The following is a 12,209-nucleotide window of genomic DNA, read 5'->3' as shown; positions in this document are numbered from 1 at the left end:
AGCGGCCTGCCGGTGCTGGCGCTGGTGCGCTTCGCCGAGGTGCTGCCGGACGAGCCGGAGGCCGCGGTGGCGGCCGACCTCGCCGTCGAGGCGATGCTGGACACACTGGCCCGTACCGGCTCGGTGCCCAATCCGTTCGGCTACCCCCGGCAGCGGGTGCGGCCGGCCGGCGGCACCGACCGGGACGCGTTCTTCTTCCCGCACGCCAACGAGACGGGCTACTGGTGGCAGGGCGAGAACGCCGGAATCGCCTCGCTGGCCGCGGCGGCGGTCGCCTGCGCCCGACTGGACACGGTCACCGGCCCGGACCGGGAGCGGCTGCTGGCCTTCGCGGACGACCAGCTGGCCTGGATCACCGGCCGCAACCCGTTCGACGCCTCGATGCTCCAGGGCCGCGGCCGCAACAACGTCGACTACGCCACCGACTTCCCCAATCTGCCCGGCGGGATCGTCAACGGCGTCACCTCCGGCTGGACGGACGAGGAGGACATCGCCTTCCTGCCCTCCGACGCGCCCGAGGGCGACGACTGGCGGTGGGCCGAACAGTGGATCCCGCACACCGGCTGGTTCCTGTTGGCCGTGGCCACGGCCCGCTGACGCCGCGGCGCGCTGATCGCGGGCGGCCCCGTGAAGCCGCTCCCCCGGGCTCGGCCGGCGGGCCCGGCACCCACACCCCCGCCGACGGTTTCATGTCGGCCGCACCCATGACCGGGGCCCGGCGGCGTCCCTATCCTGTTCGCCGTACCGGACGGCGCGGGCGGCGGATTGCGGGGCGCGGATGCGGGAGTACGAGGACCTCGGTGTCGAGGTGGCGGGCGGCCGGCTGGCGGTGCGCCGCTGGCCCGGGACGCCGGGCGCCGGGGTGGTGCTGGGCGTGCACGGCATCGCCTCCAACGGGCTCGCCTGGGCCGAGGTCGCCGAGGCGCTCGGCGCCGACATCGAACTGATCGCGCCGGATCTGCGCGGCCGGGGACGGAGCCGGGATGTCGCCGGCCCGACGAGCATGGCCCGGCACGCCGCCGATCTGCTGGCCGTGCTGGACCATTGCGGGATCGGGCAGGCGGTGCTGGCCGGGCACTCGATGGGCGGCTTCGTGGGCTGCGTGGCGGCCCGCCTCGACCCGGAGCGCTGGACGGAACTCGTGCTGGTGGACGGCGGGCTGGGCTTCCCGGTGCCACCGGAGACCGACATCGACGCGGTGCTGCGCGCAGTGATCGGCCCGGCGATGGCCAAACTCGACCGGGAGTTCGCCGACCGGGCCGCCTACCACTCCTTCTGGGCCGCCCACCCCGCTTTCCACCAGCTCGGCGGCCCGGTGGTGGCGGCGTATCTGGACCGCGATCTCAGCGGCCAGGAGCCGTCCTTGAGGTCGGCGTGCCGCGCCGAGGCGATCCGCGAGGACGCCGAGGACGAGCTGCGCAATCCCGAGGTCTTCGCCGCCATCCACCAACCGGCCGTCCCCACCCGCCTGTTGTGGGCCGAGCGGGGCCTGGGCAACGAGCCGGTCGGGCTGTACGCGCCCGAAGTGATCGAGGCGAGCGGCCTGGCAGCCGCGGGCGTGGCCCTCCACTTCGTGCCGGATGTCAACCACTACTCGGTGCTGCTCGGCGCGTCCGGCGCCCGCACGGTCGCCGCTCATCTGGCCGACGCGGTCCGCCGAACCCCGACCCGCGGCTGACCTCGCCTCCACCGCGGCGCGGGCCCCCGGTCGGCGGGCCTGAGCCCCGCGTCCCCCGACTCGCCGCGTTCCGGGCCGGGCCCCGGGATGTCCCGCACGCCAGGACTGAGGCGCCTGGGCCGTGCCTCACTGCGGTCGGCAAACACCGGCTCGCCCCGACCCAGGTCACGGTGCCCGAGGTCCGAGGTGCCGGTCGTGTGCCGACAACCCGGCCCCTACGACGCCGGAGGGCGAGGGATGCTGCTGGTCGAGGCCCTCAGCGCGCACTGGGGCGGGAAGCCCCTGCCGTGGGGGAAGCGCGTGTGGGCCGTCCTGGCGACCCAGTTTCCCGCGTCGAGCCCCGAGGGGCTGGCCCCCGGTCGCCCGACCGCCGCCTCGGTCCTGCTCACCGACGCCGAGGACCGCATCCTCCTGGTCCACCGAGCCCGACGGACAGCTCAGCCTGAGGGGCGTGGTCTTCTCCCGGGACGGCTCGAAGTTCGTCCACGCCCGCATCTCGGGGGAGAGCAGCAACGACCCGGCCATCCTCGGCGCCCGCGTCTCCGCCGAGCTGCTCCGGCAGGGGGCACGCCGCGCGGCGGCCACGCTCCGAAACGGGCGCCTCGCCCGCCATGGTCCCCGACGACATGGGCCGGCCCGGGAGTGCGTGTGCCGCCCACATGTCCGCGGCACCGGGGCGCTTCTACGGTGTGCCCAACCGTCCACCTCTCCGGGAGCCGTAGCATGCGTCGCAGCAGCTCATCGAGCACCTTCAGAAGCAGTACCGTCACCGCGCTGGCGCTGCTGACCACCGGCCTCCTGCTGACCGGGTGCAGCAAGGCGGGCACGGCCGGGAGTTCGTCGTCGGACAGCGGAGCGTCGGCCCCGGTGAAGGTCGGCCTGGTGTACTCGCGCAGCGGCCCGCTGGCCGCGTACGGCAAGCAGTACATCGACGGCTTCAACGCCGGCCTGGCGTATGCCACCCACCGGACCGGCGAGGCCGGCGGCCACCGGATCGCGGTCACCGTGCAGGACGACACGGGCGACCCGGCGAAGGCGGTCGCCGAGGCCAAGTCGCTGATCGGCAAGGGCACGCACATCATCGCGGGCACCACCGATTCCGGGGTGGCCCTCCAACTCGCCCCGCTGGCTGCCCAGAACAAGGTGCTCTACGTCCCGGGCCCGGCCGCCACCGACGCGCTGACCGGCGCGAACGCGTACACCTTCCGCTCCGGCCGGCAGTCGTACCAGGACATCCTGGCCGCCGGTTCGCTGCTCGGCGACTCCCGGGGCAAGAAGGTCACCGTCCTCACCCAGGACTCGGCCTTCGGGCAGGCGAACGTGGCCGCGGTCAAGCAGGTGCTGGGCGGGCAGGGCGCGCGGGTCGACGCGGTGCTGGCGGCGCCCAGCGCGAGCGACCTGACGCCGTTCGCCCGGTCGGTGAAGGCGAGGAAACCGGACCTGGTGTTCGTGGCCTGGGCCGGGGCGAGCGCGCCGGCCCTGTGGACGGCGCTGGCGCAGCAGGGCGTGGTGGCCTCGACGAAGGTGGTCACGGGGCTGGCGGGTACCGCCTCGTACCCGCTGTTCGGCGCGGCGGGTGCCAGGATCTCCTTCCTGGCCCACTACTTTCCCGGCGCGGCCGGCACCCCGGTCGAGCAGGCGATGCTGGACGGCATCACCAAGGCGGGCGGCACGCCGGACCTGTTCAGCCCGGACGGCTTCACCGCGGCGCAGATGATCGTGCACGCCGTCGAGGCCGGCAGCGCCACCGACGCCACCGCGATGGCCAAGGCCCTGGAGGGCTGGACGTTCCAGGGCCCGAAGGGCGTGGAGCAGATCCGGGCCGCCGACCACGCACTGCTGCAGCCGATGTTCACCGCGAAGCTCACCGGCGCCGGCCCGGCGGCCCGGCCCGAGGTGATCTCCCGGCTGCCGAAGGACGCGGTGGCGCCGCCGCAGCAGAAGATGGCGGGCTGACGGTGGCGCCCGTACTGCGGCTGCGGGATCTGGGGTGGACGGTCGGCGGCGCGACGATCGTCGAGGATGTCTCCCTGGCGGTGGACGAGGGCGAGTTCCTGGCCTTCATCGGTCCCAACGGAGCCGGCAAGACCTCGCTGTTCAACCTGATCAGCGGCCTGGTGCCGGCCACCCGGGGCTCGATCGGGCTGGACGGGACGGACATCACCGCCGAGGGCGTGCCGGCCAGGGCCCGCCGCGGCCTCGGCCGCACCTTCCAGACCTCCAGCCTGTGGCCGGCCATGACGGTCGCCGGCCATGTGCGGCTGGCCGCGCAGGCGGCGGACGGCGGCTCGTACCGGATCTGGCGGCGGGCGCGGCCGTACACCGACCGGGTCGGCCGGGTCCTGGAGCGCACCGGTCTGGCCGGCCGGGCCGGCGTGGTGGCGGGCGCGCTGTCGCACGGCGAGAAGCGGAAGCTGGAACTGGCGGTGCTGCTGGTCGGCGAGCCGCGGCTGATGCTGCTGGACGAACCGATGGCCGGGGTGAGCGCCGAGGAGGTGCCCGCCCTGACCGCGCTGATCCGGTCGCTGCACCGCGACGAGGGACGCACGGTGCTGATGGTCGAGCACCACATGGATGTCCTGCTGGGCCTGGCCGACCGGCTGGCGGTGATGCACCACGGCACGCTGCTCGCCCTGGACACCCCGCGGGCGGTCATGGCGGACCGCACCGTGCAGCAGGCCTACCTCGGGGAGGCGTTGTGACCGCGACCGGTGAACCGCTGCTGGCGGTACGGGACTTGCGGGTCGTCATCGGCGGCCGGCACATCCTGCACGGGGTGGACCTCGACGTGGCGGACGGCGGCGTGACCGCGCTGCTGGGCCGCAACGGCGCCGGCAAGACGACGACGGTCCGCGCGGTACTGGGCCTGGTACCGCGCTCGGGCAGTGTGCGGTTCGCCGGCCTGGAGACGGTACGGCTGGCCACGCACACGCTGGTGCGGCGCGGTATCGGCTACGCGCCGGAGGACCGGGGGATCTTCGCCGGGCTGACGGTGGCGGAGAATCTGCGGCTGGCCGAGCGGCCGGGCGCCGGCGAGCCGGCCTACCGGCTGGTGCACGAACTGTTCCCGGAACTGAAGGCCCGCGCGGGCCAGTTGGCGGGGACCTTGTCCGGCGGGCAGCAGCAGATGGTGGCCATCGGCCGCACCCTGCTGAACGGCAACCGGCTGATCATCGCCGACGAGCCCACCAAGGGCCTGGCACCCCGGGTGGTCACCGAGGTGGCCCGGGTGCTGGAGCGGGCGGCGCAGGCGGTGCCGGTGCTGCTGGTCGAACAGAATCTGGCGCTGGTGCGCCGGCTGGCCGGGCCCTGCGTGGTGCTGGCCGACGGGCGGACCGCCCACAGCGGCCCGGCCGCTGAACTGCTGGCCGACGCCGAGGCGTCCCGTCGGCTGCTGGGCGTCGCCCGGCATCTGCCCTCATCCGCCGAGCCGTTGGGAGGAAGTACTGTGCCGTCGCGTTCCCCGGGCGGACCGCCGCGGGCCGTTCCGGCCGCGGGAGAGGCGGCCGGCTGATGCCCACCGTGGTCCTGCTCGCCGTCACCGGACTGGGCCTGGGCGCCCTGTACTTCCTGGTGGCCTCCGGCCTTTCGCTGATCTTCGGTCTGATGGACGTGCTCAACTTCGCCCACGGCGCCCTGCTCTCGGTGGGCGCCTACGCCACCTGGTGGGCCGCCTGCGGCCATCTGCCGGGCGCGGGCGCCGGCGGATTCGGCTTCGTGCTGGCGGTGGCCTTCGGTACCGCGGTCGGCACGCTGGCCGCGATCGTGCTCGAACTGGCCCTGATCCGGCCGCTGTACGAGCGGCCGCGCGAACAGGTGCTGGCCACCGTCGGGGTGGGCCTGGCGGTACCGGCGCTGCTGTCGGCGATCTGGGGCGCCGACGCCCGGCAGTTCCCCGGCCCGAAGGCACTGTCCGGCACCTTCGGGCTGCTGGGCGCCCGCATCCCGGTGAACCGGCTGGTGCTGATCGCCGCCGCGGCCGCGGTGCTGCTGGCGCTGCGGCTGTTCCTCGGCCGCACCCGGCACGGCCTGGTGGTGCGGGCCGGGGTGGAGGACCGGTCGATGGTCACCGCGCTCGGCATCGACGTACGGCGGGCGTTCACCCTGGTGTTCGCGATCGGCGGCGCCGCCGCGGCGCTCGGTGGCGCGCTGGGCGGGCTGTACTACGGATCGGTCGACCCGCAGCAGGGCACCTCGCTGCTGATCTTCGCCTTCGTGGTGGTGGTGATGGGCGGCATGGGCTCGGTGACGGGCGCGGCGCTGGCGGGTGTCGGCGTCGGCCTGGTGCAGCAGTTCGCCAACTACTACACCGCGTCGGGACTCGGCGACCTCGCCGTGGTCGTGCTGCTGGCCGCGTTGCTGCTGCTCAAGCCGCGCGGTCTCACCGGGAGGCTCGCATGACCGCCGCCACCGACGTTCGCGAGTCCGCCCGGGAGAGCGCTCCCCCGGCCGGTACCGGTCCGCGGATCCTGCGCTGGTCGGCCGGCCGCCGTGCTGCTGGCCATGCTCGCGGCGCCGTACAGCTCGCTGCCGCTGCCGGGCCTGCTGGACGGGCCGATCGGATCCGCGGGCAGCCTGCAACTGCTGGCGCTGTGCCTGGTGTTCGGCGCCCTGGCCACCGGCTACGACCTGCTGCTGGGCCGTACCGGACTGCTGTCCTTCGGACACGCCCTGTACTCGCGGCCGGCAGCTACGCCACCAACACCTTGATGATCGAGGCCGGGCTGCCGTTCGCCGTGTCCGCGGCGCTGGGGATCGGGTTCGGGATCGCGCTCAGCGCCCTGCTGGGTTCGGTCGCGCTGCGGGTCGGCGGGATCGCCTTCTCGATGGTCACGCTGGCCTTCGCCCAGGCCGGTTCGGTCCTGGTGGAGCGTGATCCGGGCGGTTTCACCGGCGGCGAGGAGGGGCGGGCGATCCCGGCCGACCGGCTGCCCGCCTCGCTGGCGGGCATCGGCAACACCGTCAACCTCTACTGGATCGCGCTGGCCTATCTGGTGGTGACCCTCGCCGTCGTGCACTGGGCGGTGCGTTCCCCCACCGGCCGGGTCTGGGAGGGCATCAAGGAGAACGAGCGCCGGGTGGAAGTCCTGGGCCTGCGGCCCTACGGCTTCAAGCTGACGGCGTTCGTGCTGGCCGGCACGCTGGCCGCGGCCGGCGGCGTCGTCCACCTGCTGCTGACCGGCGGCGCCACCCCGCAGACCACCACCTCCGACTTCACGCTGTCCCTGCTGGTGATGGTGGTCCTCGGCGGCTCCGGCTCCCGCTGGGGCCCGCTGATCGGCGGGGTGCTCTACACCTGGGCCGACCAGCGGCTCGGCGACCTGGCCGGCTCCGGTACGGTCGCGGGTCTGCCGGCGGCACTGCGGGTGCCGCTGTCCCAGCCGCTGTTCCTGCTCGGCACGCTGTTCGTGGTGGTGGTCTACGTCCTGCCCGGCGGGATCGTACGGCTGCCGGACCGGCTGAGGGCGGTGCGGCGCGCGGGCTGAGGCCGGCGCGGGCCCCATTCGGCGCGGCGGCCGACGCGGCCGCCGATACGGCGCGCACCGAGCCGGCCCGGGCCGGGCGTCTACCGGTCGCCGGCCAGCAGGTGCAGCCGCAGCGCGAGCTGGAGTTCCAGCGCGCGCTCCGGGTCGTTCCATCCCGCGCCCAGCAGCGCCTGGATCCGGTCCAGGCGCTGCACCACCGTGTTCACGTGCAGATGCAGCTCGTCCTTGGTGCGGGTCAGGGTGCCGCCGCAGGCGAAGTAGGCGCCCAAGGTGCGGACGAGTTCGGTGCCGCGCCGGGCGTCGTAGTCGAGCAGCGGGCCCAAGGTGGCGGTGACGAAGGAGCCCACATCCCGCTCGTTGCCCAGCAGCACGCCGAGAAAGCCGAGTTCCACCGCGCTGGCGCCGTCACCGGTCCGGCCGAGCGCCCGCAGCGCCCGCAGGCAGCGCAATGCCTCGGCGTGCGCGTCGGCGATGGCCTCGGGGCCGGACGCCGGTCCGCCGGCCGCCACCGTGACCGGGCCGCCGACCAGGTGGCCGAGCTGGGCGACCGCCGCCCGGGCGGCCCGGCCGGGCAGCGTCCCGTCGTACGGCAGCAGCAGCACCACGGTGCCGTGCTGCTCGCCGCTGATGCCGTCGCTGCCGAACAGATACTGTCCCGCCGCCCGGGACAGTTTGTCGTGGCCCGACCGCTGCCGGTCGGCGGCCTCGGCGACCAGCACCAGGCACGGCCGGCCCAGATCCACCCCCAGGCGCCGGCCGCGCACCACCAGCCCGGCCGGGTCGCGGCCCGGCGCGGTGAGCAGGTCGGTGATCAGCTCGCCGCGCACCCGGTTCTCGGTCTCCGCCACCGAGCGGCTGAGCAGCAGCAGGAGCGCGGTCACCACCCCGGCCCTTTCGAACAGCCGCCGGTCGGGGTCGTCGAGCCGGCCCCGCCCGTACAGCACCAGGCTGCCCAGCAGCTCCTGCCCGGCCAGCACCGCGCAGGTCCAGCGGCCGTCGCGCAGGACCGCGCGGGCCGCGGCATGCGAATCGGCGGCCGACTCGACCAGCGGGACGACGGCCGGGACCGGCCCGTCGAATGCCTCGCCGCGGCGGCCGACGGCGGCCAGCGTGCGGCCCTCGGGGTCGTGGATGGTGATCGCGCCGTCGAGCAGCCCGGCGACCGCGGCGGCCACCTCCGACAGGTCGCCGCCGCGCAGCACCAGATCGGTGAGCCGGTCGTGGGCCTCCTCGGCGCGCTGCATCGCGGCGGCGTGCTCCCGGATGACCGCGCCCGCCTCGGCGAGGTCGGTGATCGCCTTGGCACTGTCGATGGCGATGGCGGCGTGCGCGGCCAGCGAGCACAGCAGCGCCACCTCGTCCGGGGAGAAGGGCCGCGGGGTGCGGTCGGCGGCGAAGAGCACGCCGATCACGTCCCCGTCGGCGTCCGCTCTCCCGCGGGTGCCCAGCAGCAGCGGCACGCCGAGGATGCCGACCAGCCCCTCGTCGAGCACCCCCTCGTCGATCGAGCCGGTGTGCCGGAAGCGGTCGTCGCTGCGGTAGTCGGGGGTGGCGTACGGGCGGGCGGTCAGCGCGACCAGGCCGCCGAGACCGTCGCCGTAACTGAGCCGCAGCGTCTGGAAGAGGGGCGACACCGAGCCGTCGGTGACCCGCATGTAGGTGTCGCCCGCCTCGTCGTCGCGCAGCGTCAGGTACGCGGTATCGGTGCCGAGCAGGGACCTGGCCCGGCGCACGATCGACTGCAGTACGGCGTCCAGGTCGCGCAGCGCCGCCAGGTCCCCGGCAGTGTCGAAGAGCGCGGCGAGTTCGGTCTCCCGGCGGCGGTGCTGGCGCAGGGTCCGGCGCACCCGCAGGGCGGTCCCGGCGGCCTGCTCCAGTTCGGCGAGGTCGGCGGGGCTCGCGCCCCGGCTCCTGGCCTGGGCGGCGACCGCCCCGTACTCCTCGGCGGGCGCGTCCTCGGCGATGAGTTCGAGCAGTCGTCGCAGGTAGGGGGCTATGGGGGGCGGGGAATCGGTCATCATGGCCACCGTGCGGGAGATCGGAATCCGGGCGGGCGCCGGCGCTCCGGCGCCCGCCGGGGACAGGGGCTGCGCCGCGGTCCGGCGCCCCGCGCTTCGACGGGTCGGCGGCCTCCGCGCCCGCCGACCCTACCGAGCCGAACCCACCCGCGCACCGCCCCGGACACCACCACGATTCGGCCCGTCCGGCGCTTGAGGACAAACCCCGGACCGCCCCGGCCCACCACCCCATCAGCCCGTCCGGCGCTTGAGGACAAACCCCGAACCGCCCCGGCCCACCACCCATCCAGCCCGTCCGGCGCTTGAGGACACCGCTCCGGAGCCACCCCACCCCAAGGCACTATGTGCAACATGACTCTCCCCTCCGACGACCGCCCCCTCCCGCACCACCCCTTCGTCCGCCTCCGGCACGAACGCGTCGTGCTCGCGCGAATGCAGACCACGCAGGACCGGGTCGCGGACGCGATCACCGCCTTCGCGGGCACCATGGCCTTCGTCTATCTGCACGCGGTCTGGTTCGCCGGCTGGATCGCGGTGAACGAGGGGCTGCTCGGCCCGCGGGCGGTCTTCGACCGCTATCCGTTCGGCCTGCTGACCATGATCGTGAGCCTGGAGGCGATCTTCCTGTCCACCTTTGTGATGGTCAGCCAGAACCGGCAGTCGACCCGGGAGAACGTCCGGGCGGATCTGGACTTCGAGACCAATCTGCGGGCCGAGGTGTGGTCGGTGCACATAGGCAAGGCACTCGGTCTGGACCCGGAGCGGATCGAACGCCATGTCCAGGACGCCATCGACGACAGCCGGATCCGGCTGAGTGCCGGCGGCGCCGGCCTGCCGCGCACCCATTCCTGAAGGCCGAACGGCCTTGGGGCACCGCCCGCGGCCAAGCAGCGGGTGGGGATTGCGGTGCCCGGGGGCCGCGGAAGCCGATGAGGCAGGGCCGATGCGCCGGGATCGGCGGGGCGCGGCCACCGGAAACCGGTCATGCCGCAGGGTGGGGATAGTGCCGGACCGTGGCCGGGCGCGCGGGCCCGGCAGCGGCGCCGGGGCCGCCCGCCGCTGTCCCCCGCGCAGCCCGGCAGCAGGCTCCGAGAAGCTCCCCGAGGCAAGGAAAGGCTCGAAGAAATGGCTCACAGCGCTCCCGGCGGGACCCTGACACTCGCCGACGGCCTCACCATCAGCCGCATGGGCTACGGCGCCATGCAACTGGCCGGACCCAAGGTCTTCGGGCCGCCCAAGGACCGCGGCCAGGCGCTGGCGGTGCTGCGCGCGGCGGTGGACATGGGTGTCACCAACATCGACACGAGTGACTACTACGGACCCGCCGTCGTCAACGAGCTGATCAAGGAGGCGCTCCACCCCTATCCGGCCGGCCTGCACCTCGTCACCAAGGTCGGCGTGCAGCGCGGTCCGGACGGCAGCTGGCTGCCCTCGCTGGAGCCCGAGGCCCTGAAATCCGCCGTCCACGACAACCTCCGGCGGCTCGGTCTCGAAGCCCTCTCGCTGGTCAATCTGCGGGTCGGCTCGACCGGAGGCACCAATGACGAGTCGCTGGCCGAGCCGTTCACCGCCCTCGCCGAACTGCGGCAGCAGGGTCTGATCCGGCATCTCGGCCTCAGCGGGGTCTCGGACGCCCAGCTCACCGAGGCGCAGGCCATCGCGCCGGTGGTGAGCGTGCAGAACCTCTACAACCTCGCCAACCGGCAGGACGACGCCCTGGTGGACCGGTGCGAGGCCGAGAACATCGCCTTCGCCTCCTTCTTCCCGCTGGGCGGCTTCAGCCCGCTCCAGTCCGACGTGCTCACCGATGTGGCCGCCCGCGTCGGCGCTTCGACCCAGCAGGTGGCGCTGGCCTGGCTGCTGCAGCGCTCGGCCACCTCCGTCCTCATCCCGGGCACCTCGTCGGTGGCGCATCTGCGGGAGAACGTCGCCGCGGCGGATCTGGTGCTGCCGGACGAAGCGGTCGCGGAACTGGACGCCATCGGCGTGTAGTTCCGCGCCGGCCGGCGCCCGCGGTGCCGGACCTCGGCCCGGGGCCGGCCCGCGCGGACCGAGGACCTGGTCGGCCCGCGCGGACCGAGATCCTGGCCGGCCGGCGCGGACCGAGGGCCCGGCGACCCGAGGTCCTAGGCCGTGTCTGACAAATAGCGCCGTCCGCCCGCAGGGCGGGGCCCCGCGGCGTCTGGTGCGTGCGATCGCAAGGCGGTGGGGGCACCTCCCAGCGATAGCTGGGGGAGGGTGTCCTCGTAGTGGGCTACTCGGACGACTCCGACAACGCAGCGAGCGCGCGTGCCAGGCGTCGCGGGGCAGGCGGGATTTGTCAGACACGGCCTAGTGGGCCGTCCAGCCGCCGTCCAGCGGGAGGGAGGCGCCGGTGAGGTAGCCGGTGTCCGGGCCGCAGAACCACAGGGCCGCGGCGGCCACCTCGGCGGGCTCGATGAGGCGCTTGATCGCGGTCCGGTCCAGCATGATCCGCCGGACGACCTCCGACTCCGGGATGCCGTGGGTCAGCGCCTGGTCGGCGATCTGGTCCTCGACCAGCGGGGTGCGCACATAGCCGGGGCTGATGCAGTTGCTGGTCACCCCGTGTTCGGCGCCTTCGAGGGCGACGGCCTTGCTGAGTCCTTCCAGGGCGTGCTTGGCCGTGACGTAGGCGGACTTGTAGGGGCTGGCCCGCAGGCCGTGCACCGAGGAGATGTTGACGACGCGGCCCCAGCCGCCGGCGTACATGTGCGGCAGCGTGCGCCGCAGGATCCGGAACGGTGCCTCGACCATCACCTTCTGGATGAGCACGAAGCGCTCGGGCGGGAACTCGTGCAGGGGCGCGACATGCTGCAGTCCGGCGTTGTTGACCACGATGTCGGCGTCGGCGGGCAGCGCGTCCACCGCGTCGGCGTCGGACAGGTCCACGACCAGGCAGGTGCCCCCGATCTCGGCCGCGACCTGCCGGGCGGCGTCCGCGGCGCGGTCCACCACGTAGACGGCCGCCCCGGCCCGGGCCAGGGCCACCGCGCAGGCCCGGCCGAT

The 12,209-nt window shown here is 74.2% G+C and carries 9 protein-coding genes and 2 pseudogenes; 9 read left to right on the top strand and 2 right to left on the bottom strand.

Features of this window, described 5'->3' with window-relative positions; all coding sequences use genetic code 11:
* From GA0115240_RS28480 to GA0115240_RS28445, 7 genes and pseudogenes are all read left to right on the top strand, one after another.
* Positions 1–597: pseudogene (locus GA0115240_RS28480) on the top strand (glycoside hydrolase family 9 protein); the annotation flags it as partial.
* Between the two features lie 181 nt (positions 598–778).
* The gene (locus GA0115240_RS28475; protein ID WP_093741053.1) at positions 779–1,678 is read left to right on the top strand and encodes an alpha/beta fold hydrolase; all 900 of its coding nucleotides are present in this window, start codon (positions 779–781) and stop codon (positions 1,676–1,678) included.
* Positions 1,679–2,401: 723 nt separating this feature from the next.
* Positions 2,402–3,634, top strand: a complete 1,233-nt coding sequence (locus GA0115240_RS28465; protein ID WP_093741049.1) for a substrate-binding domain-containing protein — start codon at positions 2,402–2,404, stop codon at positions 3,632–3,634.
* Positions 3,635–3,636: 2 nt separating this feature from the next.
* Positions 3,637–4,380, top strand: coding sequence for an ABC transporter ATP-binding protein (locus GA0115240_RS28460; protein WP_218087446.1), 744 nt, complete (start codon positions 3,637–3,639; stop codon positions 4,378–4,380).
* Positions 4,377–5,192, top strand: coding sequence for an ABC transporter ATP-binding protein (locus GA0115240_RS28455; protein WP_093741046.1), 816 nt, complete (start codon positions 4,377–4,379; stop codon positions 5,190–5,192). The genes GA0115240_RS28460 and GA0115240_RS28455 overlap by 4 nt, the downstream gene beginning before the upstream one ends.
* Positions 5,192–6,079, top strand: coding sequence for a branched-chain amino acid ABC transporter permease (locus tag GA0115240_RS28450; RefSeq protein ID WP_093741044.1), 888 nt, complete (start codon positions 5,192–5,194; stop codon positions 6,077–6,079). Before GA0115240_RS28455 ends, GA0115240_RS28450 begins: the two co-directional genes overlap by 1 nt.
* A pseudogene (locus tag GA0115240_RS28445) lies at positions 6,076–7,164 on the top strand (branched-chain amino acid ABC transporter permease). The gene GA0115240_RS28450 and the pseudogene GA0115240_RS28445 overlap by 4 nt, the downstream one beginning before the upstream one ends.
* An 80-nt stretch (positions 7,165–7,244) precedes the next feature.
* Here GA0115240_RS28445 and GA0115240_RS28440 read toward each other — a convergent pair.
* Entirely contained in the window at positions 7,245–9,182 is a 1,938-nt protein-coding gene (locus GA0115240_RS28440; protein ID WP_093741055.1) for a helix-turn-helix domain-containing protein, read from the bottom strand.
* Positions 9,183–9,533: 351 nt separating this feature from the next.
* Between GA0115240_RS28440 and GA0115240_RS28435 the strand changes: the two genes are divergently transcribed.
* Together GA0115240_RS28435 and GA0115240_RS28430 are read left to right on the top strand one after the other, a co-directional pair.
* On the top strand, positions 9,534–10,034 hold the full coding sequence (locus GA0115240_RS28435; protein ID WP_176725195.1) for a DUF1003 domain-containing protein: 501 nt from the start codon (positions 9,534–9,536) through the stop codon (positions 10,032–10,034).
* 273 nt (positions 10,035–10,307) lie between these two features.
* On the top strand, positions 10,308–11,174 hold the full coding sequence (locus tag GA0115240_RS28430) for an oxidoreductase (RefSeq protein WP_093741041.1): 867 nt from the start codon (positions 10,308–10,310) through the stop codon (positions 11,172–11,174).
* Positions 11,175–11,513: 339 nt separating this feature from the next.
* Here the strand turns inward: GA0115240_RS28430 and GA0115240_RS28425 are convergent.
* Positions 11,514–12,209 (bottom strand): SDR family oxidoreductase (locus tag GA0115240_RS28425; protein WP_107407225.1); only part of this gene is annotated, 696 nt, incomplete at its 5' end.

This window comes from Streptomyces sp. DvalAA-14 (genome assembly GCF_900091855.1).
GTDB lineage: Bacteria > Actinomycetota > Actinomycetes > Streptomycetales > Streptomycetaceae > Actinacidiphila.
Note: the sequence above shows the minus strand (reverse complement) of the source record. Positions and strands in the feature narration are given on the sequence as shown.